The sequence below is a fragment of the Methanosarcina sp. MSH10X1 genome, from assembly GCF_004099695.1.
Classification (GTDB): domain Archaea; phylum Halobacteriota; class Methanosarcinia; order Methanosarcinales; family Methanosarcinaceae; genus Methanosarcina.
This window is the reverse complement of sequence record NZ_SCHL01000022.1, coordinates 1-24,314: the sequence shown is the minus strand read 5'-3', so window position 1 is coordinate 24,314 and position 24,314 is coordinate 1. Positions and strand designations below refer to the sequence as shown.

The window sequence follows — 24,314 nt, the reverse complement described above, 5'->3', positions numbered from 1 at the left end:
CTTAACTCTGTTTTTCACTCCGGACTACCAGGACCGGGACTTTTGAGCCTCTTACTACTTTCTCTGCAACGCTTCCCATCAGAAATCTGTCGAGCCCTGTTTTACCGAGGGTGCCTACAACTATCAGGTCAGCACTATTGTTCTCTGCAAAATCTGTAATCTCATTGCTTGGATGGCCTTCCAGTAGAACTTCTCTTACTTCAACCCCTGAGACCTCTCCGCGTTTCTTAACCTCGGAGATGGCTTTCTCCCCCTCCCTTCTCAGGGTTTCATACATTGCTTCCCAGCCCGCATCCATAGGTATTGAGGAAAAAGAAGTTGTATCTACTACGTAAAGAGCGTGAACCGTGGCTCCGCTGAGTTTAGCAATCTCAATACCGTAAGATACAGCTCTCTGGCTGTTCTCGGATCCGTCTGTTGCAATCACTATATTCCGGTAAAATTCGCTCACCATATTTGTTCTCCATTTGCTTTACGAATGAAGTACCGATAGTATATCATCGGGTCTTGCCCGCCTTGTGATTCCACTTATGGGGTTCTTTATCCCTGCAAGATTATTTGAATTTCCATTCAGGATCATGATATTAGCTTTATTCCCCTTTTGTATCGAACCAGTAGAATCAGGCCCCATTACAAAAGAACCATTAAGTGTGCAAATTTTAAATACTTGCCTATCATCAATAGAGAAAATCTTTGACATAAATTCCATTTCAGCAAACATATTTACAGAATTTAACATTACATTATCCGTGCCTGCCGCAACTCTTATTCCGGTTTCCAGCATCTCGGCAATAGGCGGCATTCCGGCTCCTGTAATAAGGTTAGATCTGGGACAGACAACAACCGGAATCTTTGCATCAGCCACGTACTCAAGATCCCTTTTCGTAGCATTTGTCAAATGAATCAGGAGATCAGGTTTGAGCGATAATGCTTTTTCTATATCGCTAGTATCTTTTTCTCCGGCATGTATTGCGAAGAATTTTTTATACTGCCGTGTGCAGGCAGCAATATTTTCCAGTAGTCCGAGATCAAGGTCGTTCGTCCCGCTCATTCCGAGTCCATTTGAATGCAGAAGAGTTCTTCTTACTTCAGCCAGTACTACCTGAAGAGGCAGTTCAGGCTCAGCAGGTCTACCCAGTACCATGGAATGAAGTTTAAGTCCTTCAAGAGCTTTATTCAGGGCTGCTACTCCCACAACCCCCCCTTCCCTGAAATCCGCAAAGGCACAAGTTCCGGTTTCTATCATATCCAGTAGAGACCTTCTCATGCATTCTATCAGGGTTTTGTATGGCGTTTCTCTTAGAATTCTGTGCTTTAATCCATCAGGAGGTTTTACAAGTGCATCCAGGTCTCTTTGAGTCCGATATCCGGAAACTTTTCCCAGAGGAGGATCCTTGAATACCGAATCTCCGAGGTGGGTGTGAGCATTGACAAAACAGGGAGCTATTATGTTGGTAGAATGTGTACGCTCCTCTCCAACCTCCGTAATTACTCCTCTCTTTATGCATACATAACCTTCGACAGGTTCCAGCTCGGAGCCTGCGATAATTGTCCCGGAAATTATCTGTTCAGTGCCGTACATAATACGCACCTCTGGTATTCGCTAAATGCCTGTGCTCAGTTTGCGGAAGAGCAAACATAAACATAGTATATAAGTTTTTAAGTTTTCCTTCAGATTTTATTATTTAAACAATTTGTTTGAAGATGTAGTCTTTTTGAAGATAAGATTACTGAGGCATTTTTTCATTTTTGAATCCTTTTTAATGAATGAGCAACAGATTCTGTAATTTTGCAATCAGCCCTGTATTTTCTCCAGGTCACCTTTCCGTACTCCCATGCCGTATCTATTGCGGTTACAGTAGAAATCATTTTTTCTTAAGAGAAATGAGTTTTTACTATAAATGTATCTTATAATTATTTATGCAGTAGAGTGAATCTATTGCTCTCCGATATTTTTATATATTAGTATGTATATAATATGGCTTCGTCGCATTGTATAGGTCCTTGCACGAGATAATGGAAAATCCTGACTGTGAGTGTATAGACAACCCCAATGCGGTACATCAATAGTGTGATACTGCCCGGCACGAGGGTAACTGAAAGTGACTGCGGATAACCAGAGGATGAACTTTCGGAGTTAGTGCGCCCGGGCTACAGCACTATTCTCTGCTGATTTTAAAACTCTTGTTTACATATTCTTTGAACAATTAATCTATATTTTGTCTTAAATCCTATTGGAAATTTTTTATTCCATCTTATAAACTTCTCATTTCCTATTCTTTGCTTTTGCAGGTCGATTAGTTATTGATTTATAGAATACTTCCAGAAAGGTAAAACATATGTCTTTTGAAGAGGCAATCAAAGATCTGGGTTCTGGTATAATTATTGATATCGAAGTCACTCCCGGTTCCAGGTCAGTCTCGGTTCCGAGCGGTTATAACGAATGGCGCAAAAGAATTGAAGTAAAACTAACAAAAAATGCCCAGAAAGGAAAGGCAAACGAGCAGTTGGTTGAATGCCTTGCCGAACTCTTCGGAATTAGCAGTTCTGATATTCTTATAAATAGCGGGGCAACGAACAGTAAGAAATCATTGTTGTTAAAAGGAGTCTCATATCAACAGGCGATTTCAATTTTTGGAGCCCGTTTAAAGAAATAAAACAGGAATTTAAGTACCCAGAATTTTAATAAAGGATTTGAGTAAGAACCGGATTTTAAAAGTAAATTTTTCCTCTCCTGAAAGGTAAACTGCAGTTTTTCCAAAAGTGCAGTTCTTTAAAATCCAAATTAATAACAGGGTTGCAGACAACGTGACTGATATTGAAATCTACAGAAAAAGGCTTGAAAGAATTGAAGAACTGCTCTCCGAGCTCTCTGAATATTCATTAAGAGGAGCAATTATCATTGTTGAAGGAAAAAGAGATGTTCTTTCACTGAAAAGGCTTGGAATTGAAGGCAATTTTGAACTTGCAACCCGGCATTCTCTTTTCAATTTCTCAGAGAGGATTTCCCAGCTTGGCTGCGAGGTAGTTATATTAACTGACTGGGACCGACGGGGCGACCTGCTGGCTGTAAAGCTTTCAGGATATTTCGAGAGTTTTGGTCTGAAGCCCGAGCTTGAGATCCGAAACAAACTCAGGCTGATCTCTCAGAAAGAAATTAAAGATGTAGAAAGCCTGTATACCTATGTTTCGAGACTTAGATTAAAGACCGGTTCCTGCTCAAAGCAGGATTTTTAATAAACCTGTATTAAAAAAAGTTTTAAGGTTAACTTTGAAGGTTAACTTTAAAAACAAAAATAGATATTCCTCTCAAAGTTATTATTGATAATTGGCAAAGTTGCTTTCACTCTTTATGCATCGGATTGGAAGGTTCTCCTTTCTCCTGAATAATCTCCATATTTTGTGGACCCTTCTGATGGTTAAATGTTCGGTCAAATTCCGGATATTTTGGAAACTTGCCAGCCAGTTCTTCAAACATTTTGTGTCTTGGACTGATAATGATTATATGGGCAGGAGGATGGATTTTCTTCAGCCTGCTAATTGCTGCCCCTGCATGATTATTCAGCTCCACCAGTGCCGCAGAGTTACATTTTGACTTGAGGGATACGCCCATTACACTAACAAGAAGCTCATCAGCATAGTTTGGTTCTATGCATTTTGGAGTAGCTGAAAATTGAATATGTCCGTATCGTTCTAAATCATGTAAGACTATTTTTACTTTATCCGAGTCGTCTGCCCGGACTAATGCGAATGATTTCATTTTTTACACACCACCAATATACTGAAGTTATCCCCATTTCGATATAGATGTACCCCTATAATAATCTTTGTGTATGAGAGATGCTGAACAGCCAGGCTTTTCGGGTATTTCCTGTCTCTTACGGCCTTTTAATCACTTTTAAGGCGCTGTAAATGCTTTGGCCCCTGGACTGCAAAATCTGATCTCTCTTCTGCAAGAGAACTTAAAAAATTATAAGGGTGCTCTGCAATTTCTTTTTTCAGATGTAGTATGCGCTTCCAGATAATAGAATCGCGTATTCTATAGTTATATTCATCGTATATATATTCGTTTTGAAATAATATCTATCATTAAGAAAGCTTTTTGAGTCTCACTTTTGCCGGGCTTTTTACAAATTCTGTTCTCCTTTTAACATAAACTGGAGGAGTGAATTCTGTAAGATGGCATCATTAGTTTCCCGCTCCAACAAAATTAATGTAAGACTAACTTTATCCAGTATATTGGGCCAATAAAAGTTAATGTGTATTTTTTATATGGTTAAATCTAAGATTTAATAAGCTAAGACCATTTTTTACATAACCTGATAAAAACATTCTATAAATTACGCTTCATGAATAAATCATTAGATAAAAATTTGCGATTAAACCTTCTCAGTTATTAGTAACGTAACTACCAGTTACTTGATAAGACGGTATCTTTTATTTAGAACCTGACTTTATCTTATATCGAAGCAGTGTACAGAAAGTTATTAAAAAATATTAAGAGATGTTTTCCTTCTTTTCTTTCATGCTTATTTCTGGTGCAGCGGGAAGAATTAATTCATCTTTAAATTATGAATGTACCCTCAAGGTTAAATGAAAAAATTAGCTTTAGTTTAATTCAAATTCAGTCTAAATTCAGTACTTAATCCTCCAATACCTGACCCAATACTTATCATTCAATAATAGGATTATTATCATTCAATAGTAGGATTATTATAATTCAATAATAGGATTATTATCATTCAATAGTAGGATTATTATAATTCAATAATAGGATTATTATAATTCAATAGTAAGATCCATTACCCGCAATTTAATAACGAGCTTCATTACTTATATACGGTATCAAATAATACTGAATCTCCCTATTTAAATGTTGAATCCTCTCTGCAAATTTTGGCATAACTAACAATTTGGCTGCCCGGTTATCAAACCGTGGCATTCAAAAGTCGTCATATCAGACGGTGATCATATGGCTGAAGATATCAAAACCAAAGTAATTCAAGCAAAAAAAGCGTCAATTGAACTTTCCAGTGTAAGTACCGAAGTAAAAAACCGAGCGCTTGAAGCCATGGCTCAGGCTCTGGATGATGAAAGGAAAACTATTCTGGATGCGAACTCAAAAGATCTTGAATATGCAGCGGAACTGAAAAATAAAGGAAAGCTAACTCAAGCCCTTGTAGACCGGCTTAAAGTAAATGACTCAAAGATTGATGGGATGATCACAGGGATCAGAGATGTAATTAAGCTCCAGGACCCGGTAGGGGATACCCTATCAACTCTTGAACTGGACAAAGACCTCATCCTTTACCAGGTGAGCTGCCCAATAGGGCTTATAGGGGTTATCTTTGAATCCAGGCCTGATGTGGTGCCTCAGGTTATGTCTCTGTGCCTTAAGAGCGGAAACGCGACCATTTTCAAAGGCGGAAGCGAAGCCAGGGAGTCCAACCGCACTATTTTCCAGATTCTTGTAAAAGCCATAGAATCTACAGACGGCATGCCAGCAGGCGCATTCCAGCTTATGGAGACCAGAGAGGAAATAATGGATCTTTTAAGCCTTGACGCCTACGTAGACCTCCTCATCCCCAGGGGTTCAAATGAGTTTGTCAAGTTTATTCAGGAAAATACGAAAATTCCGGTACTCGGGCACACAAGCGGAATCTGCCATATCTACGTGGATGAGTATGCAGACCTCAATACAGCCTGGAAGGTTTGCTTCGATGCCAAGGTTCAGTATCCTGCAGTCTGCAATGCCATTGAAACCCTTCTGGTAAACCGTAAGCTTGCTGAATCCTTCCTTCCGAGGATGGCAGAAATGTATCTTGGGGCAGGGGTTGAACTGCGCTGTGATCAGGACAGTTATGCCCTGCTTAAAAAAGAAGGACTTTCTCCTCTTTTAAAGGCTAAGGAAGAGGACTGGAGCCTTGAATATAATGATCTCGTTCTTTCGATGAAGTTTGTTGATACTATAAAGGAAGCCATTGACCACATAAACACCTTCGGTTCTCACCATACCGATGGGATAATAACCGAGGATGCCTCAAGAAGAAAAGAATTCACAGGGCTTGTTGATTCTTCGAGTGTTATGGTAAACGCCTCAACCCGTTTTGCAGACGGTTATCGTTACGGGAAAGGGGCTGAGGTCGGAATCAGCACAAACAAAATTCATTCCCGCGGGCCTGTAGGCATGGAGGGCCTCCTGATCTACAAATATGTCTTGCTCGGGAAAGGGCAGGTCGTTGCAGACTATGCAGGAGAGAATGCAAAGCCCTATACGCACAGGAAACTTGACCTTAAATTTGAAGATGTAAACTAAAACCTGTTGACATTTGTGATATATTTATATATCTAAACTGAGATACCAGCGCAAATTGAGTGCAAGCGATGGAAGTTCGGATTGCGGCTGCGGCTTATTCCAGCTGAACTTCCAAAATACTTTATGAGGCCTTGTGATTGACAGACAGAAACGAATTTCTCAATGAAGTTAATAAAATCGTTATCAAAATCGGTACTTCCTCAATTACAAAACAAAACTGTGATAGTAAAAAAGAAAATTGCAGTATTGATCCTACCTTTATGGAAAATATTGCAGCCCAGGTCTCCGAGCTTCGAAGGCGTGGAAAAGAAGTAATTGTGGTAAGTTCAGGGGCAATAGGTGTAGGGCTCTATGAACTGGGCATTGCCCCAAAACCTCGTGAAATCCCCATAAGGCAGGCAGCGGCAGCTGTGGGACAGAGTATCCTGATGCAGTACTGGAGCGAAGCCTTTTCAAAGTATGGGATAAAAGTCGCTCAGATCCTTCTTACTTATGAATTCTATTCTGACCGGGTATCCTACCTGAACCTGAGGAACAGTATATCTACACTTCTGGAATATGGGGTAGTTCCCATAATAAACGAAAACGACTGTACGTGTACGAATGAGATTGAAGCCATCTTTGGAGATAATGACAAGCTCTCCGCAATGGTCGCAAGCAAAATTGATGCTGATCTCCTCATTATCCTTTCGGATATCGACGGTCTTTTTGACAGGAATCCCAAGACACACAGTGACGCCAGACTCATTCCTCTTGTGGAAAAAATTACACCTGAAATCGAAAGTTATGGGGGCGACCCTACAAGCTTTAAGGGTGTAGGAGGGATGAGAACCAAGATAAAAGCTGCAAAGATCTGCAGCATGGCAGGCTGTTATGTCCTGATTGCCAGTAGTGAAATTAATGATGTGCTTCTCAAAGCTCTTTCCGGGGAAGAAATAGGAACCCTTTTCCTGGCTGAAAGGCACATCCAGAAGAACCGCGCCCGCTGGATCATTCTTGCAAGGGCTTCAGGCACTGTCCGCGTGGACGCAGGGGCAAAAGCTGCAGTTCTGGGGAAAAACAGCCTCCTTCCGGCAGGAATTGTGGAAGTCGAAGGAACTTTTGACCGGGGAGATGTGGTGAGACTCGAGTGTGAAGGCAGGATTTTTGCGAAAGGAATCACGGATTACACCTCTCAGGAACTTACTAAAATTAAAGGAGCCCACACCGATGAAATTGAGGGTATTCTGGGATATAATAATTACAGCAACGTCATAAAAAAAGAAAATATCGGCATACTGGAAGAATTAAATTGAATTTACGGTAATACAGAGGATTAAAATGGATTTTCCGGAGTTCTAAGGCTTAAATTAATTTCTTCCGGTCTGGAGTCCTTATCAGTCTATTAAGTTCCTTTAAATACTAAATTCTTTTAAATACTAAGTTCTTAATACTAAATTCCTTTAAATACTAAGTTCCTGTAAATTATTGGGCTGATTGAGATTACCAGGTTCCTTTAAACTACTGAACTCTTGAGATTACTCAATATTAACTGTACGTAAGTTTTAAGACAATCGCCTCAATGTTTACATTTATCTCGAAAATAGGAGAAATAACATATGACAGTTCAGAACCGAAAGATAGGATTTATCGGAGCAGGAAAGATGGGCTCTGCTCTCATGCAGGGAATCATAAAGGCTGAAATTGTAAAACCTGAAAATCTTGGCGCAAGCGATGTATACGAACCTTTTTTGAATGAACTGAATGCACAGCTTGGCATCAACGTATCAACAGACAATGCTGTTATTGCCCGGGAATCTGATATTCTTATCCTTGCGGTGAAACCTCAAACCTTGAGTTTTGTGCTCGAAAACCTTAAACCTTACATAAGTAACGATAAACTTATCATCTCAATTGCAGCCGGTGTGCCTCTTGCCACTTACGAAAACATTCTTCCTGAAGGTACGAGAGTTGTCCGGGTGATGCCAAATATTGCAGCCACAGTTTCCGAAGCCGCCTCAGGAATTTCTCCCGGCAAAAGTGCTACCTCCGAAGACCTGAAAGCTGCGCTTGAGATTTTTTCTGCGGTCGGCACTGCAGTTCAGCTGCCTGAGTCCCTTATGGACGCCGTCACAGGCCTTTCCGGCAGCGGACCTGCATTTATCTTCCCGGTGATCGAAGCAATGGCTGATGGGGCTGTGCTTGAAGGAATGGACCGGAAAAGCGCCCTCACACTCGCAGCCCAGACTGTACTTGGAGCTGCACGAATGGTGCTGGAAACAGGTCTGCATCCCGGAGAACTCAAGGATATGGTTACCTCTCCTGCCGGGACTACCATTCAGGGTGTTCATGCCCTTGAAGAAGCAGGAATCAGAGCTGCATTCATGAATGCAGTTATAAAGGCAAGCGAACGCTCAAAAGAACTCGGAAAGAAGTAAATTTTTCTACTACATTTATTATTTTCTTTTTCCTTTTCCTATATTTAATGATCATTTATTACAAATATGAGTAAATTTTATATAGCAGTTCTTCGTATATTATTTTGAGCATTATTAACTCGACCACACAAAAAAGGAGGTATAGGGGGTCATTATTTAACCTTTTCAGCTTTTATTTCAACCCTTTAACTTTTACATCTCTTCTTACGATGAATTCGGGTGAAACGGAGTTTTAGACCTTCTTCGATTCACCAGAGGATCTCTTTCCCCGTAAGAGATCCTCCCTTACTACCATAATTTTGAATTAATTCCTCTCACTAACCTGCCGTATCCGCTCCCAACCTCTGGAAGCTCTTTAATTCAGGTTTTCAGGATTATTTTTTGCTTTGTTTCTTGAGGCATATAAACCAATCAAGGCAGTAAACCCCATCATCGGCTTCTTCAAGCCTCTCCTCTACCTCCTTCATTGAGCGGGGCGGACGAATTATAACGTCATCACCTGGCTGCCAGTTTGCCGGAGTCGATACCCCTTCGGCGTAGTTCTTCTGCATGGCAGTAATTAGCCTCTTGAATTCCTGCATGTTCCTGCCATTTGGCACAGGATAGTAGATCATTGCCCTGATTTTTGACTCGGGATCTATAACAAATGTCGCTCTTGCAGTCTGGATTCTTGAACCCTTTAACTGAACCATGCCGTACTTTTTGGCAACATCCATTTTCAGGTCAGCTATTACGGGGAAACCGACCTTTACATTTTTCATTCCTTTATACTCGATCTTCTCCTCAATTCTCTTAAGCCATGCAATATGGGAAAAAATGCTATCTATAGAAATCCCAATGAGCTCTGTATTCATTTCTTTGAATTCTTCCTGCATGCTGGCAAACGTCATAAATTCGGTAGTGCACACGGGTGTGAAATCGGCAGGATGGCTGAAGAGAATAACCCATTTGCCTTTATAATCTTCAGGGAAGTTGATTGGTCCCTGAGTCGTCACGGCTTCAAATGAGGGGGCACCTTCCCCAATTAATGGTATATATATTTTCTCGTACTCGGTTTCTACCATACTCTCACCTGCACTTTCGCTTCAGGAGTTCCTGTATATGGAAACTGACTTCGAGTTACCGGGAGTGAACATTAAAAATTCTACTTTTCCCCCGCCCCCAAAAGCAATTTTATATATATTTTCATTCTTATAAATCCCTTCTCAAACGCCGAATAAAAGCTTCCCCCACCGGGAGTTTCAAAATCTCATCTTTAATTCGACAGTACCCGGCATTAAAAAAGATGAAGACCGCCCCGGTTAAAAATCAGGCTCCTGGGTCAGTTTCCCAGGAGTTTTCTCTATTAACAAAGCAAAAAAGGTTGTATAAAGTTTTTAAAAATCTTTATACTCATCTGTGTATTTATCCCTGTATATTATCTTATTTGCTGTCTTTTTTCAGGCATAAATACCAGTCAAGACAGTACGTGTTCTCTTCGGGCGTGCCAAGTCTTTCTTTTACGGCTTTCATCGAACTTGGAGCCGGAATAATGACATCCTCTCCAGGCTGCCAGTTAGCTGGTGTTGCAACTTTTTCAGCTGCATTTTTCTGAAGGGCGATAACTATCCTCTTAATCTCCTGCATATTCCTTCCGGTTGACTGCGGATAGTAAAGTATTGTCCTGATCTTTGCTTCAGGGTCTATTATAAATACGGCTCTTACAGCCTGTGTAGTCGAGGCTTTTGGCTGGATCATACCATATTTTTTCGCAACATCCATCTTCAGGTCTTCTATTACCGGGAACTTGATCTCGAGATTTTTCATTCCTTTATATTCGATTTTTTCTTCAATCCTCTTAAGCCAGGCAATATGGGAAAATACACTGTCTATAGAAAGTCCTATAAGTTCGGTATTCATTTCCCTGAATTCTTCCTGCATGCTGGCAAAAGTCATGAATTCGGTAGTGCACACGGGTGTGAAATCGGCAGGATGGCTGAAGAGAATGACCCATTTGCCTTTGTAGTCATCCGGGAAATTCATTGGTCCCTCAGTTGTCACGGCTTTAAACGCGGGTGCATCGTCTCCTATAAGCGGCATACGTATCTGTTCATACTCGGCTTGTACCATATCTTCACCTTATAATTTTTAAAGTACACCGTTTTTTGGGATCTTGAGACTGACCTCGATTTTTCGGGAACTTAACCCCTAAAAACACTGCCCTTTCCCTGGTCCCCTTAATAGGTTATATCCTATAATTATTTTTGTTACTATAAATCTATTTCCGGAATAAGTAAGGGTGCCTCCATTAATGGAAAAACTAGCTTTTATAAAGCCACTTTTTTCAAAAATCTCTCTTCCTGGACATATGTTATGCGGCGATTCTTGTTAAATTTTTGATTTATTTTTAAACCATTTATTCCTTCTAACTTACTATTTTTATGCAATAACTGATTTAAAACCTTTTCAGAAAGATCCTTACTTTCTAACTTACTATTTTTAAAAAAGAAGTCTCTTGCGACCTTCTTCTGGAAAGTAATTTATGCTGGAAATCCTTTCTTATATGGGGTTTAAATGAGGGAGTTTGTTCGGCCAAAGGTCGTGGTTAGTAGGTGCCTTGAGTTTGATCGATGTAGATATAACGGGGATGTAATAAGCAGTCCCATAGTGGCAAACCTTGTGGAATATGTCGATTTCCTGCCTGTTTGTCCGGAAGTGGAAATAGGGCTCGGTGTTCCCAGAAATCCGATAAGGATAATTCTTGAAAATGGGAAACAGCGGCTTGTACAGTCCGCAAGCGGCAGGGATCTAACTGAAGTTATGGAGGCATTTTGCACTGATTTCCTAAATTCTGCAGGAGACATTGACGGTTTTATTCTGAAATACCGGTCTCCTTCCTGTGGCATTAAGGACGTGAAAGTTTACTCAACTGCAGCACTCAGGTCAGGAGCAATCGGGAAGACTTCAGGGTTTTTCGGGGGAATAGTCCTGAGAAGATTTCCTTATCTTGCCATCGAGGATGAAGGCAGGCTAAGGAATTCCCGCATAAAAGAGCATTTCATGACCAAGCTCTTTGTACTTGCCGCTTTCCGAAAAATAAAATCCGAAGGCCGCATGAGAGACCTTATTGCATTCCATACCGAAAACAAGTACCTTCTCATGGCATACAGCCAGGCGGAACTCCGGCAACTCGGAAATATTGTTGCAAATAAAGAGGGGAGAACTTTTCAGGAACTGATCTTTGATTACGAGCAGCATCTTTACAACGCCCTATCAAAACCTCCGAAATATACAGCGAATATTAATGTGCTCATGCACGCTTTCGGATATTTCTCAGAGAAGCTCTCGGCTCAGGAAAAAGCGCTATTTTTTGATTTAATCCAGAAATACAGGGACGGAAAGACCTCACTTTGCCCTGCAATTAATACCATCAGAGCCTGGGCTGTGCGCTTTGGGGATCAGTACCTTATGGATCAGTCCTTTTTTGAGCCCTATCCGGAAGGCCTGCTGGAAGTCGAATATGTAGACTCCCATCTCAGAGAAGACCTCTGGAAATGAGTTAGAGACTATGCAATTCTGGATGGGGGGTAATTTATGAAAAGCGCAGCCACTCTGCTTTATCTTTTCCTGTTCATTTATCTGGCCGAGTTTCTCTTAACCTGGCCCTGCCCTGAGACTTCCGTATACTCCGGCATAGGCGATGCCGGCGAGAATCCTGTAGGAGTAAACATTATAAACTGCGAGCCTTGCAATGCTTCGATTGCGGAAGGATCAGTAACTGCCGGAATGCCATCCCGAACTTACTCATGGGAATACGAAGGCCGTCGCTGGCAGCTTACCCTGCCTCTTGACGATGCACTATATGAAACATATAAAGACAGGACTCGAAACAGGGATTATGATCTATTCGCCTCGGACCCATACGATGACTTGTTAATTAAGGAGATTACAAACGCTTTATTTTCCCTTTCGAAAGCTTATGGGTTTGAGGAAAGCGAAATCCCGGAATTTTGTGCTTCATTTGTTCAGTCCTTTAACTATACCTCGGACCTCCAGAGTTCAGGTTACGACCAGTACCCTCGTTTTCCTTATGAAACTCTTTATGAGAATGGGGGGGACTGTGAAGATACCTCAATTCTCTCCGTAGCAATTCTCCAGGAAATGGGATGCGACGCTGTCCTTCTGGAACTACCTGAACATATGGCTCTGGGGATAAAATGCAATCCTGGGCAGAAAGGCAGGAGTTTCGAGTACGAAGGTAGCAATTACTACTATCTGGAAACCACAGGTAGTGACTGGCAGATAGGAGAAATTCCCGAAGAATATGCAGACCAGCCTGTACGTGTTGTCCCTGTTTATAGAAGACCAATGATTAATCTTGATTTCAAAGCGCTGTGCGAATACTCAAAAAAAGAAGGAGTTGTCGATGTCAGGGTTTCTGCAACTAATGTAGGCTCAGAAAGGGCTGAAAATATGACTGTTTACGTGGCCCTTCAGGGTGAAGATGAGCTCTCTCTCTGGGATGAGATCGAAAGTTCTCAGGTTACGATTGAGCCTGAAGGCGTTTACAATTACACTGCGAATGGGCTTAAGGTCCCTGGAGGTGGAAATTTCAGGGTATATGTGCAGGCATCCGGGGAGAACTTTTTATCTGAAAATATAACCAGTGAGTGGGCCAAAATTTGAGAATCTGGTTTTCTGCCATGTCTTTGTGAAAGGAAATCGTGAATAGGAATGTAGCTTAAAAATTAGCCTGTACCGTCAAGTGTAAGGGAACTCCTGATGAACGTTTTAGCCCGGAGTTACTTATAAATCGAATCTAAGCAATCTATTATTACAATCATTTTAAAAAGGATTGATAGAAAACTGACTTACAGCGCGAATGCCAGCAATCTGTTATTAGCTTATTTAAGCATAATAAGGGTGGTCAAATGAATAGGTTGTACAGGTCGAAGAGGAACAGGATTATTGCAGGGGTATGTGGCGGGATTGGTGAATACTTTAAGCTTGACCCTACGCTTATAAGGCTTCTATGGCTGCTTATTTCCATAGTGAGCGCGGGAGCAGGCGGTCTGGTTGCCTATATAATAGCATGGATTATTATTCCTGAGGAGCCCTGAGATTCTCGGTTAAAATCCAAACTCTCCTCCGGGAAATCCAGAGTCTTAGAAATCTAAGATTCTCCATATTAGTCCTGCAGCAGAATTCGCGAAATAGTGCTCCCGAAGGAGTTCGGGAGATTTACTATTCCCTGATAGCTCAAAGCTTAAACGGTCTGGTTGAAAAGCTGGTCTATAAACCACTCGGGATCAAACTTTTTTAAATCCTCATAACCCTGACCTACCCCGAAAAAGAGAATGGGTTTGCCTGTGATATAGGCAATGGATATCGCTGCTCCTCCTTTGGCATCAGCATCTATTTTTGTCAGGATAGACCCATCAATCGGCACAGCTTCATTGAACTGCGCAGCCCTCTCAACGGCATCATTTCCTGCTACAGCTTCATCCACAAAAATTATGAGATCCGGAGTGCTTACCCTGCAGATTTTTTCCATCTGCGACATAAGGTTGAGATTGGTATGCATACGGCCTGCCGTATCCGAAAGCACGAAATCAATTTTATGGGCTTTTGCATACTGCACCGCGTCATAAATAACTGCCGCAGGGTCGGCTCCGGGCTGATGCTTAATCATTTTTACTCCGAGCCTGTCGGCATGAATCCCGAGCTGGTCAATTGCACCTGCCCTGAAGGTATCTCCTGCAGCAAGAACCACAGAGTAATCTGATTTGAGCAGCCTGTGCGTCATTTTTGCAATGGACGTTGTTTTCCCTGTTCCGTTGATTCCAACAAAGACAATATGTACAGGCTTTTCCCTGTTCCGTACATACTCGTCAAAATCAAAAGTATTGGCGGAAACCACGTCATAGATAGCTTTTTCCAGGGCTGCCTCTACAATCTCTCCCGTATTGCTTCCGATACGTTTTGTGGTACCTGTGAGCTGTTTTTTCACGGATTCCACAATTGCCTCGGAAACCGAAAGGGCAAGGTCGCTCTCAAGAAGTCCCATTTCAAGTTCCCAGAGAGGTTCTTCAAGGTCTTTACTATCCAGATAGACCTCTCTGTTAAAGACCAGCGCCTTTGCTTTTTGTGTAAATCCTACCTTCGAGGAGAATTTTTTAAAGAAGGATTTCTTTTCTTCAGGCACTTCTTCTTCCAAAGGTTTGCTCTCTGCAACCTTTTTCCGGTCCTCAAGTTTTTTCCTGTATTCTGCCTTTTTCAAGTCTTCGATCCCGACCTTTGGAGATGCAGTCTTTACAGGTTTGTCTTCGGCGGGCTCGATTTCGTACTCTTCCTCCTCTTCCAGGGGTGTTTCGTACTCTTCTTCCTCTGGAATGGGCTCGATCTCCTCTTCAAAGCCCTCTTCGGACTCAGGCACAGGTTCGACTACCGGTTCGATTTCTACCGCTTTGTCATCAATGGTTCTGCTTAGTGCCTTCTTAAAATTCCCAAGTTTTTCTTTGAATTTGTTGAACACAGGATCCCATCCCAAAGAAATTCAATAAAAAATAGATAGTTAATTCGAAATAAAAGGCTTCGTTCTCAAATAGGGATTTTGAGTTTTATCCTTTTTGTCTGAGCCAGGTCTTTTCAGGCCTGGCCAGGTTGCTGAAGCTTTGCAGCCTCAGTTTCCAGGGCCTGCATGCCCTGTAAATAATTAGTCAGTGAAGTATTCATCTGTTCGAGGATTTTCGTAAGCTGCTCTTTGCGGCGGTTAAGAGTTTCAATAGCTTCATCTGCAGTTTTTTCTGCACTGAAGCCCGATCCAAGGTCCACAATAACCTTATCTGCATTTTTTATTTCGGCATGAACGAATGAACCAAAACCTACGGGGACCATCGTTTCGGCAATCTTCCCTTCCGCTGAAGCGGTCTTAAGCTCGTTGATGGTTATTATTGTCTGGTCACAGCTTGTAATGGAAGCCTGAACCATATTCATCTGCTGCCTTAAGGCTTCTGCCTGTCTCTGGAATTCCTGATGCCTGGCTGCCAGATTTCTGATATCTTCACTGACTCCTGCCATATCCTTCACTCCTCAGCAATGCTTTCGATCTGGATCTGGCTTCTCTTAATACCGTGCTTGCTTCCGAAGACAGAATAGACCTTATCCGTTGCGTTCTTTTCATTCTGACTTTCGATCTGCTTTGTGAATTTTTCCCAGGAATTTCCTGCTTTGAATTTGCCTTTTACAATAAAGTTCTTCATCTTGGTCACCACTCTTGCTGTAGCTTTATTCCGGAACAGATGGATGATTGTCTCACTCTATGAATCCGAGGGCTTCCTCGATTCTCCCGAGTTCGGGTCCTGTAGTGTCTGAACCTGCCAGATAGTTCTTTGAGTTTGCAAGCAGGCCTGAGCCAAGCATCTGAGTCCCAAAGTTCGTAGTCCCTATGTATACCGGAAGCTCGAAGATCTTTTCCAGAATCTCTTTTTCTGAACCTGTCACTTTGGGGTGTACAAGAAGCCCTTTGTCAGTAACAACTCCTGCCATCCCTACATTCTTTATCCCGGCAATCGTTCCTCTGTAAACTTCAACCTGGAGGGTACTGGCTATTGTCTCAATAGCCCTGTCTGACAGTTCAGGATGGACAAGTGCTGCAAAATCGTTTGCAAGCACAATGTTTCCTACTGCATTCAGTCTGCCTGGAAGGATTTCGGCCTTAACTCCTGTCAGTGCCTGCATTTCCCTTGTGTCGGTCCCGTGAGAAAAAAGGAAGCCGTTTGAGTTTCCTCTGGAAAGGGCTCCGATCACAACGCTTCCGTTTACAAGAGTCTCAATAACCCTTACATCCAGCGAATCCTCAAGTATGGCACAGGTTTCAGGCTTTGTCTGAGGAGGGACAAGAACAATATCCTCTGTGCAGGTTGCAAAGACCCCGATCATCGGGGTGTCGTAGATATCCACTGTTCGAATCATATTCTTTGAAGCTTCGCGTTTTCTGGTATCCTTACTGGGCGAGTTCTGCCTGTACCTCGCCATCTGCGAATTTTACAGCTCTGACCCTGATGGAGAGAGGAGGCTTCTCACAGCCTTTTTCCCATAGGCGCTCATTGATTGATTTGTCCAGTTTGACCTGCAAAGAATCAACTTTCATGTGCCTTACAAGGTAAGCTCTCACTTCAGTAATTGCCCTGTTTGCTCTTTTCCATGCAGGTACGGTCTTTATAACCCTGAGAGGGATTGTATAAATCTGTTCTTTTACCATGTCGTCTGCCATTTTTCCCACCTTCCTCGCTTACTTTACATCCAGGCTTCTTCTTCTCCAGTGCCTGCGTCTGGGATGACTCACGACCTTCCGGTTAGTTTTCACAATAACCCACACTGGAACGCGTGTGTTCTGCTTGTGCGCCTTTGCCAGGCGCCTCTTCTGTCCTTTCATGTTATGACTCAAGTGGATCACACCTGTTGACCTGTAAATAATTTAATTCTGTTAACTTCCGGTTATATCCGATAATTAGCTGATTGTAATTGTAACCCTTGCATAATTGAGGTTTTACCCTGCCAGCTTTAATGGCAATTCTTAAAACCATATCCGGTAAATTCTATGAGGGTTCTGGTTAATCTGCAGCAGTATAAGGGTTGAATATAACTCGATTATCGTATAAATCTTTATTCCAGAATTTTCCCCTTCTGGAAGACTTCCCAATTTCGGGGAATCTCTTCTTCAGGGCAGTCCTTTCCTGGAAAGCACATGGGACTGGATATGGGCAGGGAACAGTTCCTTTATTTTCTCTTCACCGTCTCTCTGCCTGATTAACTCCCTGAGCTCGGTTTCATAGTCCGCTTTCGGAATACTCTCACTCGGTCCCTCTTCAATTCTCAGATAGCGTTCTACAAGAATACTCACGGTTTTTCTGCCATATCCCTTCAAAGGACAGATATACTGAACTCCCAGCCGGTCTTCGATACTTCGTATCTGTGAGATTGAGAGCACAGGAACTCTATCATCCCTTCGGGTTCCGTCAGCAATGAATTTGACGTCGGGGTCCGAAGCAAGAGTTTCTACGGCTTTTTCATGAATATAATTAATAGCGCTTTTCGGGAAACCGTCTTTCAGTACTTTCTCGTAAGCCTTTTCAAGGATTTCCCGTTCCAGAGTGAGAACCCTGTGTGGAAACCCCAGCTCTTTTGCAGTCTTTGCAGCCAGCTCTCCGTTGGGGAGCAGGCCGAAGCTGCAGGTTACGAGTTCTATCTCAAAAAGCGGTTCCATCAAAAGGACAGAGAGCGAACTATCCTTGCCTCCGCTAAAGAGGACCGAAATTTTCATTGTTTTTAAACCCGGGTTATGGATGTCTTACGCTTTTTAGGCTGCATCTTCATCAGGAGTTTTTTAAGCTGTTCGTCGTCGATTTGAGACGGTAGCCTTCCACTCTGAGCAAGCGAGATCAGCTGCATTTCGAGCTGTTCTCCAAGAGCCGGCCTTGACATTTTTAGGGTTGTAAGGCGTTCTCTGGCTTCAGGAGTCAGGATTTGCCTCAGGATGGCCTGTTTTTGAGCTTCCATCTCAGCTCTGGCCTGTTCCTGCTGGTAAGCTGCCTGGATATCAGACGGCTGGTTCTGCGCCTGCTGTTTCTGGATCTCTGCAAGCCGTCTCTTTCGGATTTCGTTAAGTTCGTCATCCATTGTAGACATGGCAATCACCCAAAAAAACCGGTTTTCCGGAGCAATCTGGATTAAGTTTAATAATATTTGTAAGGGAATCCCGGAAAATTTTCAGGTTCCCCTCGGATTGGGCTCTCAGTATTTTGCAAGTTCAGGGATCTTTTCAAGAAGTTCCTGCCTGAGCTCATTGGCTGCATTGTCAAGCATGGAACGACCCTTTGCAGATACTGTTCTTCCGTCCTTTACTTTTTGCAGGTAGCCTGCAGCCTCAAGCTGCTGTACTGCCTTTCTGGCAATCGAACCGCTGCCTTTTGCTTTGTGGCCTGGCTTTGATCCGTTGTCCTTCTTTCCACCATATACTGATCTGAGCCTTTCAATTCCAACAGGCCCGTCGGTATAGATTTTTCTCAGGACTGCGGCGGTTCTGATATACCACCAGTCGTCATTGCTCGGAGGAAGCTCCTTGTGAACCCCGGTCTTTACGTTCTTTGCCCACTCAGGGGGAACGACATTATCGTTTTCTTTAAGTATGCCCGCAACCTTCTCAATAAGTTCCATTGCAGGGACATCAAATACTGTTGTCATGCTGCCACCTTTCCTAATTAGGTTATCTTTGCGCCGGGAAGATAGCGCCGATTCTTCTCCCCTGGCTGCCAGAAATATGCTTTTCCCGAAACGAGGTAACTCTTCTCTTTCGGGAGGTCCTTTCCATTCTTTGTAGCTGGATTTTATGGACTCTAATGCTATGGGCTTTGAAGCCCGATAAGCCGGTGAATATGATTTTAGTTTAAACTGGAAGGATGTTGATACATTTATAAATTACTGTATTTAAATATTCATATACAATCGATCAGGCGATTTATAGTATGAAAAACTTCAAACTGAAAAACGATCTAATTGTATAGAGCTGGCTCCTGTCAATTGACGCAAGTGCCAACATCCAGCGTAATTACCTTCAAGCTATAAAAGCATTGTGCGAGTTCATATATAAACGCTTAATGAACATATTCTGGAAGCTGAATATAAAGATAAATCTGGTTTGTTGATGAGGCAGAGGGGGATTAAAATATATCTTATTGGTTTCAAGAAGTTTCTGTTTTGGCAGGACTGTCCCTTAATCAGATGACCAATTTTATAATGCGATTGATTAAGGAACTATAATATTCTTTTCGATTTTGAATTTAATTATGGCAGCCTGTAAAATATCTAAAGCCCTACGAAGACTTTTCAGGGGAGAACAATGAGAATAAAAATTTGTGGTATTAAAAGAGTCGAAGACGCTATTATGGCTGCATATTGCGGAGCCGATGCGATTGGATTAGTAGTGGGACAAAAACATAATTCCGATGACTTTATTGACAAAGATTTAGCTCAAAAAATAGTGAAAGAATGCCCACCTTATATTTCTCCAGTTCTAGTTACAGAACTGGATGATGCTGAAGAAATCTCTAATCTAGCGCATAAAATAGGCGTTACTTCTATCCAGCTACACTCTGATTGTACGGTTGATAGTATCATATCACTGCGTAAAATACTCCCTCACATAAAAATAATCAAAAACTTTCATGTTAACGGGTTTGAAGTTATTCAAGCTATGAAACCCTTTGAATCTGTCGTAGATGCTTTCATCCTGGATACTCTTGATTTAGCCAATGATAAAGTAGGTGGGACAGGTTTGGTCCATGACTGGAATATTAGTAGAAGCATTGTTAAAAAGATATCAAAACCAGTTCTCTTGGCAGGAGGCCTGACTCCTGAAAATGTTGGGGAGGCTATACGGTTTGTAAAACCATTTGGCGTAGACGCCAGCTCCGGGCTTAAAGATTGTGATGGTTTCAAAGATGAAATAAAATTAATTAATTTCATATGTAGCGCAAAATATGAATTTTTTAAGGTTCGAGATCCATCTCTAAAAAACTAAACCCGGGTTTTTAGAGGCAAACACAGAATAGAGGGAAAAAGTAAGCCAGATAATTTTAGCTTTTTCTGGATGACCTCAAAAATATTGCTGGGTTCCTTGCATGGGTTTTTTCAGAGTTCTTTCCATGAATTCTGTCAGATTTCTTTCTATGATTATCTTAAACTATTGAGCGCGTGTTATCGAATTCGGCTATTCTGGCAGATACGGCTTTTCTGGAAAGTACTACAAAAATAACAAAAATAGATGAAAATGCTCACATTGCATTAGAGGTTCTATGGCTAAAAAAGTAACAGTTTTTGAAGAACTATACTATCACTTACCTAAATACATGTAAAAAAGCACTTTGAAATGATTAGAAAAAGCCTGGAAGATCCCTGTTCTTTTTACTGTAGCCCCTGATACAGTAACCCGGAAAATATCCCCCAATATTTGTCTGGATTAGAACTTCTTCCAGGCATTTCTTTGCTCACATATCCTACCAGTCACTTTTCCCATTTGTGTTCCCATTTGTGTTGATCCATTGGTTTTTTAACTCACGTAGAGGTTGATCTGTTCGCTTTGATCTGTTCTCTTCAGTTTACAAGCTATAATAATTCATAAATTTATTTATAATTAATTATATGAAAAATTGGTTATGGACGAATAATATCCCCGCATAAAATGTTTTTTTAGTAAACAATATTTAAATGTTTATTAAGATTTTATTATTGGTAACCTTTCCTAAAAAGTTCTCGATATTTGCTGATGGTGGTTATCTGTTAAGAATCGAATATTCTGAGAAGTACTCAGGTAGTCCTGTTAGCAGAGGACAATCTTCAGTCTTGAAGATTATCATAACATTCTTGACACCAGTTCCTCCCAAGCGCCTGTTTCAATTGATTTTCACCTACAAATTTGCCGCACTGCCGGCATCTTCCCCTGCTGTTTATCTCATCTTCTCCCTCTTTTTGTATGATCCATTTAACAAGCTCGAAAGCATCCTTTAAACTTAAATAGTAGTACTTTGGAGTTGATTCACTAAACCGGACAAATCCAAATTTACCTTTGATGGGGTCAAAGACTTCAGTTCCCATATTTTTGATTAACCAGCGGTCTCCACCAAGGAACAGGCTTTTCTCTATACTGAGTCTCAAATTTTTCGCTGGCGGGAATTCAAACTTCGTTGCATATGTTAGCATTTCTTCAGGCTTCATTTTCTCACATCCAGGGCAGTGCTCCTTGACAATGACAAAAGTTTATCTCTTTCCCGTATGACTCTTAAATATATAATTACAGCAGAAAAATCTCCCGCGATTCCCGTTGTGTGGATTCAGCACAAAGGCTGGTAATATTTCTGAGTCCTCTACTCCCGTTTTTTGAGTTTCTCCTGAGCCCTTAGCCCTATGGCTTCCAGAGTCAAAGCAGACTTTCTAATTAAAAAATTTTTCAAAATGACAATAATATATTGATAGATAATAAAGCTAGCTATTAAATAATAAAACTCTAAGTTATATAGAAAATATATAAAATATATCAATAGAATAGCCCATATAAGGAAGAAGTAACAAATAGATCCTCGTACATCATCTTAGCCGATGAGTATCTGCATAGCCAGGGTTGATATAATTGCATCCTTCGAGAATCAAGGATGGTATCTGCAACTTCATCCACCTTAACCTTGGATCTCGATGAGTAGGATATGCCCGGAATAGCTATTGTTATTCAATAGTTATTCTCGCAAAGAATTACACATAGAAAAGAGAGGAGCTCTTTGAGCATCTTCTAATAATTAGTTTTTGATTCTTTCTGGAATAGCCACATAAGATGATATCAATGGATCAAATAGAAAGAATATTTGGAAAAACGGCACAGATGAAAGTACTTATGAACCTGATCGAAAGACCGAATGAAGCAACCTACCTTGCAGGGATTGCTGAAGAAACTGGATTGTCTCATTCCAGCGTATCAAGGGTTATTACCCCTCTGATCGCATTAGGTATTGTCATAGAAAAACCCCTGGGAAAGAACATGCGAATTTTCCAGTTGAACACGGAAAGTGAGATAACGGGTGCTATACTGAATTTCTGCAGCAAAATTGATCAGATAAAAGGTTAAGTACGAGCAGAATATGGGATATTAAAATCCCCAACTAAATTTTTGAGTATTGCTCATTCTTATAAATATATCATACAATTAGAAAATATATCCTCATTATCATTTTAGAACCGATCCTGTCAGGCTGCTCCGGAAAAAGCACGAATTCCCGGAAAGTGCTTACTCTGAAAAACCTGAACCATAATCTTCCCATGTAAGCAGAAATATTCTGGTATGAGATTGTTCTCTCCTGCAGGCTTCAATCTCTTTATAGCTGTTTTCCCGGGAGCTCGGGAATCTTTTTATATCAGGCTTCCTGCCAGCTCGTATCTCAGATTTACCAGGGTTTGTCTTTCCATTCCCGCAATTCTATGGTCAAGCCATCTGGATCGGTAATCTCGGCGCGGATAGATACGCCCAGGTCTATCGGTCCCCAGGTGACCGCAATACCATGATCATGCAAGTAAGCGATCGCAGCTTCCATTGATTCAACCTCAAGGGCAATCGCACGGTAGCCCACAGACATCGGAGAAGACATCGGGGCGGGATTTTCCATATGCAGTAATTCAATGACGGTGTCGCCCAGCTGAAGGTAGGCAATTTCTTTCAGCGATCCGGCCTCAACTGGCATCCGAGAAACCAGACGAAACTCCAGTACATCCTGATAGAACGCCATCGATCTGCCGAAATCACCCGGTAGAATCTCCACGTGGTCAATACGTGTAAACATCACTTATTCCTCCGCTTTCTAAAAGTCACTCTTTCTGACAGTTGTTCTTATTATCCTCTTTCTTTTTTACACTTAATACGTTGTCCTGGCAGATTTTTGTAAAGTCACTGGCGGTAATACACTTCTCTGATATTTCTTGAACTAGTTTTTCTCTTTCTTCTCTTATCCTTTTCATATCCTCCTCAAATGAATCCGAAAGAGGAACACGTAAACTCTGTATGGGGTTTTGTCTCATAGTTTTTCCTCCCTGTTTATATCCATGATTTTTCCTTATTAATATTTTCTAAAAAAATATAATTTCGCCAGAATAATCTTTCAAAATGTTCAAACGAAAAAGGACAGAACAGAAGTCGGTTTTAATGTTTTCGTTGAATGTCGCGGTTACAGGCCAAAAGCGATGTATTCCTGTATCCGTGGAATGACTGGTGCATAAAACATCAGTATAAATTATTGAATAAAATTAAACTTTTGATGTAGTTTCCAGAGTTTTTAGATCTTCAATTCTAGCCTTTTATAGCCAGCTACACACAAAAGATTAGCAGATTGAAAGGCTGAATTAAAATATACTCAAGCAAATAACCCACATCCAAACTTTGACCCAGGTGAATATTCTCACACCTGCGTTCCGGGCTAATCATCATATTTCAGTTTCTTATACGCAAATAAGTTTGGATGGGTACAGATGAACAAACTAAATTAAAAATAAAATATCAACGAGTTAATAGGAAGACATTCTATTTTAAAAAGAAGAAAATAGGTTTAGAGGTAAAACCTATTAACCTATGTTTTGTTTCATTGATGTGACTCTTAAAAAGTTTCCACTTTGTATTGCTCTATTGAAGTCTGTACGATAATCAACATGCGGATTAACGTGAGACCACGGGCCATGTATAGGAGGCCACGGGCCATGTATAGGAGGCCACGGACCATCTATATGAGGGCGCGATAACACAGTTTCATTGAAATGCTTTTGGAGAGCAGCTTTCTGCTCATCTGTCAGTGTCATTATTATGCCATTGGCACTAACTGGTGAAGGTGTCAGTATCGCTACGTCATCGTCATCAATTGCTGGAGCTATTCGTACCGCTACGTCATCGGCACTAACTGCCGAAGCTGTCAGTGTCGCTACAAACAAGACAGCAAATCAAATTGCGGGCGGCCACCCCACCCTAAAGGATGGGGTATGCTTCGGGCCGCCCGCCCGGTTGTTCTGGTAGT

General features: G+C 41.5%; 27 protein-coding genes. 10 read left to right on the top strand and 17 right to left on the bottom strand.

Annotation, left to right across the window (positions count from 1 at the left end; genetic code table 11):
- Position 1: 1 nt before the first annotated feature.
- Positions 2 to 454 carry a universal stress protein gene (locus EQO05_RS13395; protein WP_128507320.1) on the bottom strand — a complete coding sequence of 151 codons (453 nt, stop codon included), beginning with the start codon at positions 452 to 454 and terminating at the stop codon, positions 2 to 4.
- An 18-nt stretch (positions 455 to 472) separates the two neighbouring features.
- Complete coding sequence (locus EQO05_RS13390) at positions 473 to 1,582, bottom strand: amidohydrolase family protein (RefSeq protein WP_128507319.1); 1,110 nt, start codon at positions 1,580 to 1,582, stop codon at positions 473 to 475.
- 757 nt (positions 1,583 to 2,339) lie between these two features.
- Between EQO05_RS13390 and EQO05_RS13385 the strand changes: the two genes are divergently transcribed.
- Both EQO05_RS13385 and EQO05_RS13380 read left to right on the top strand, forming a co-directional pair.
- The gene (locus tag EQO05_RS13385) at positions 2,340 to 2,657 is read left to right on the top strand and encodes a DUF167 domain-containing protein (RefSeq protein WP_128507317.1); all 318 of its coding nucleotides are present in this window, start codon (positions 2,340 to 2,342) and stop codon (positions 2,655 to 2,657) included.
- Positions 2,658 to 2,808: 151 nt separating this feature from the next.
- Positions 2,809 to 3,237: a toprim domain-containing protein gene (locus EQO05_RS13380; protein WP_128507315.1), complete on the top strand. Its 429-nt coding sequence runs from the start codon at positions 2,809 to 2,811 to the stop codon at positions 3,235 to 3,237.
- 106 nt (positions 3,238 to 3,343) lie between these two features.
- Here the strand turns inward: EQO05_RS13380 and EQO05_RS13375 are convergent, their stop codons facing one another.
- Positions 3,344 to 3,760, bottom strand: a complete 417-nt coding sequence (locus EQO05_RS13375; protein WP_128507313.1) for a DUF356 domain-containing protein — start codon at positions 3,758 to 3,760, stop codon at positions 3,344 to 3,346.
- A 1,167-nt stretch (positions 3,761 to 4,927) separates the two neighbouring features.
- On the opposite strand from EQO05_RS13375, the gene EQO05_RS13370 reads away from it, so the two are divergent.
- From EQO05_RS13370 to proC, 3 genes are all read left to right on the top strand, one after another.
- Positions 4,928 to 6,316 (top strand): glutamate-5-semialdehyde dehydrogenase, encoded by a 1,389-nt coding sequence (locus EQO05_RS13370; protein WP_128507311.1) that lies wholly within the window; start codon positions 4,928 to 4,930, stop codon positions 6,314 to 6,316.
- A gap of 137 nt (positions 6,317 to 6,453) precedes the next feature.
- Positions 6,454 to 7,611, top strand: a complete 1,158-nt coding sequence (proB, locus tag EQO05_RS13365) for a glutamate 5-kinase (protein ID WP_128507309.1) — start codon at positions 6,454 to 6,456, stop codon at positions 7,609 to 7,611.
- Between the two features lie 303 nt (positions 7,612 to 7,914).
- A complete protein-coding gene (gene proC, locus EQO05_RS13360) occupies positions 7,915 to 8,733 on the top strand; it encodes a pyrroline-5-carboxylate reductase (RefSeq protein WP_128507307.1) in 819 nt (272 codons plus the stop codon).
- A 374-nt stretch (positions 8,734 to 9,107) separates the two neighbouring features.
- On the opposite strand, the gene EQO05_RS13355 is transcribed toward proC, so the two are convergent.
- Both EQO05_RS13355 and EQO05_RS13350 read right to left on the bottom strand, forming a co-directional pair.
- A complete protein-coding gene (locus tag EQO05_RS13355; protein WP_128507305.1) occupies positions 9,108 to 9,797 on the bottom strand; it encodes a peroxiredoxin in 690 nt (229 codons plus the stop codon).
- A gap of 358 nt (positions 9,798 to 10,155) precedes the next feature.
- Entirely contained in the window at positions 10,156 to 10,842 is a 687-nt protein-coding gene (locus EQO05_RS13350; protein WP_128507303.1) for a peroxiredoxin, read from the bottom strand.
- 444 nt (positions 10,843 to 11,286) lie between these two features.
- Between EQO05_RS13350 and EQO05_RS13345 the strand changes: the two genes are divergently transcribed.
- From EQO05_RS13345 to EQO05_RS13335, 3 genes are all read left to right on the top strand, one after another.
- Complete coding sequence (locus EQO05_RS13345; RefSeq protein ID WP_128507301.1) at positions 11,287 to 12,270, top strand: DUF523 and DUF1722 domain-containing protein; 984 nt, start codon at positions 11,287 to 11,289, stop codon at positions 12,268 to 12,270.
- A gap of 36 nt (positions 12,271 to 12,306) precedes the next feature.
- Positions 12,307 to 13,398: a hypothetical protein gene (locus EQO05_RS13340; RefSeq protein WP_128507300.1), complete on the top strand. Its 1,092-nt coding sequence runs from the start codon at positions 12,307 to 12,309 to the stop codon at positions 13,396 to 13,398.
- 245 nt (positions 13,399 to 13,643) lie between these two features.
- On the top strand, positions 13,644 to 13,832 hold the full coding sequence (locus EQO05_RS13335) for a PspC domain-containing protein (protein ID WP_128507298.1): 189 nt from the start codon (positions 13,644 to 13,646) through the stop codon (positions 13,830 to 13,832).
- Positions 13,833 to 13,978: 146 nt separating this feature from the next.
- Here the strand turns inward: EQO05_RS13335 and ftsY are convergent, their stop codons facing one another.
- The 9 genes from ftsY to EQO05_RS13290 all read right to left on the bottom strand — a co-directional run bounded on the left by ftsY (position 13,979) and on the right by EQO05_RS13290 (position 18,957).
- On the bottom strand, positions 13,979 to 15,247 hold the full coding sequence (gene ftsY / locus EQO05_RS13330) for a signal recognition particle-docking protein FtsY (RefSeq protein ID WP_128507296.1): 1,269 nt from the start codon (positions 15,245 to 15,247) through the stop codon (positions 13,979 to 13,981).
- A 113-nt stretch (positions 15,248 to 15,360) separates the two neighbouring features.
- Positions 15,361 to 15,792, bottom strand: a complete 432-nt coding sequence (pfdA, locus tag EQO05_RS13325) for a prefoldin subunit alpha (protein WP_128507294.1) — start codon at positions 15,790 to 15,792, stop codon at positions 15,361 to 15,363.
- A 5-nt stretch (positions 15,793 to 15,797) separates the two neighbouring features.
- Positions 15,798 to 15,974 (bottom strand): 50S ribosomal protein L18Ae, encoded by a 177-nt coding sequence (gene rpl18a / locus EQO05_RS13320; protein ID WP_048109172.1) that lies wholly within the window; start codon positions 15,972 to 15,974, stop codon positions 15,798 to 15,800.
- A gap of 52 nt (positions 15,975 to 16,026) precedes the next feature.
- A complete protein-coding gene (locus EQO05_RS13315; protein WP_128507292.1) occupies positions 16,027 to 16,686 on the bottom strand; it encodes a translation initiation factor IF-6 in 660 nt (219 codons plus the stop codon).
- 31 nt (positions 16,687 to 16,717) lie between these two features.
- Complete coding sequence (locus tag EQO05_RS13310; protein WP_128507290.1) at positions 16,718 to 16,987, bottom strand: 50S ribosomal protein L31e; 270 nt, start codon at positions 16,985 to 16,987, stop codon at positions 16,718 to 16,720.
- An 18-nt stretch (positions 16,988 to 17,005) separates the two neighbouring features.
- A complete protein-coding gene (locus EQO05_RS13305) occupies positions 17,006 to 17,161 on the bottom strand; it encodes a 50S ribosomal protein L39e (RefSeq protein WP_082086800.1) in 156 nt (51 codons plus the stop codon).
- A gap of 273 nt (positions 17,162 to 17,434) precedes the next feature.
- On the bottom strand, positions 17,435 to 18,037 hold the full coding sequence (locus EQO05_RS13300) for an asparagine synthase-related protein (protein WP_128507289.1): 603 nt from the start codon (positions 18,035 to 18,037) through the stop codon (positions 17,435 to 17,437).
- Between the two features lie 5 nt (positions 18,038 to 18,042).
- A complete protein-coding gene (locus EQO05_RS13295) occupies positions 18,043 to 18,411 on the bottom strand; it encodes a DNA-binding protein (RefSeq protein WP_128507287.1) in 369 nt (122 codons plus the stop codon).
- A gap of 96 nt (positions 18,412 to 18,507) precedes the next feature.
- The gene (locus tag EQO05_RS13290; RefSeq protein ID WP_128507285.1) at positions 18,508 to 18,957 is read right to left on the bottom strand and encodes a 30S ribosomal protein S19e; all 450 of its coding nucleotides are present in this window, start codon (positions 18,955 to 18,957) and stop codon (positions 18,508 to 18,510) included.
- 655 nt (positions 18,958 to 19,612) lie between these two features.
- Here EQO05_RS13290 and EQO05_RS13285 point away from each other — a divergent pair.
- On the top strand, positions 19,613 to 20,293 hold the full coding sequence (locus tag EQO05_RS13285) for a phosphoribosylanthranilate isomerase (protein ID WP_240664690.1): 681 nt from the start codon (positions 19,613 to 19,615) through the stop codon (positions 20,291 to 20,293).
- 815 nt (positions 20,294 to 21,108) lie between these two features.
- Here EQO05_RS13285 and EQO05_RS13280 read toward each other — a convergent pair.
- Positions 21,109 to 21,486 (bottom strand): hypothetical protein, encoded by a 378-nt coding sequence (locus EQO05_RS13280; RefSeq protein WP_128507283.1) that lies wholly within the window; start codon positions 21,484 to 21,486, stop codon positions 21,109 to 21,111.
- Positions 21,487 to 22,105: 619 nt separating this feature from the next.
- On the opposite strand from EQO05_RS13280, the gene EQO05_RS13275 reads away from it, so the two are divergent.
- On the top strand, positions 22,106 to 22,387 hold the full coding sequence (locus tag EQO05_RS13275) for a helix-turn-helix domain-containing protein (RefSeq protein WP_128507280.1): 282 nt from the start codon (positions 22,106 to 22,108) through the stop codon (positions 22,385 to 22,387).
- A gap of 316 nt (positions 22,388 to 22,703) precedes the next feature.
- Here EQO05_RS13275 and EQO05_RS13270 read toward each other — a convergent pair whose 3' ends face one another.
- Together EQO05_RS13270 and EQO05_RS13265 are read right to left on the bottom strand one after the other, a co-directional pair.
- Entirely contained in the window at positions 22,704 to 23,096 is a 393-nt protein-coding gene (locus tag EQO05_RS13270; protein ID WP_128507278.1) for a VOC family protein, read from the bottom strand.
- 25 nt (positions 23,097 to 23,121) lie between these two features.
- On the bottom strand, positions 23,122 to 23,331 hold the full coding sequence (locus EQO05_RS13265; protein WP_128507277.1) for a hypothetical protein: 210 nt from the start codon (positions 23,329 to 23,331) through the stop codon (positions 23,122 to 23,124).
- Between the last annotated feature and the right edge of the window lie 983 nt (positions 23,332 to 24,314).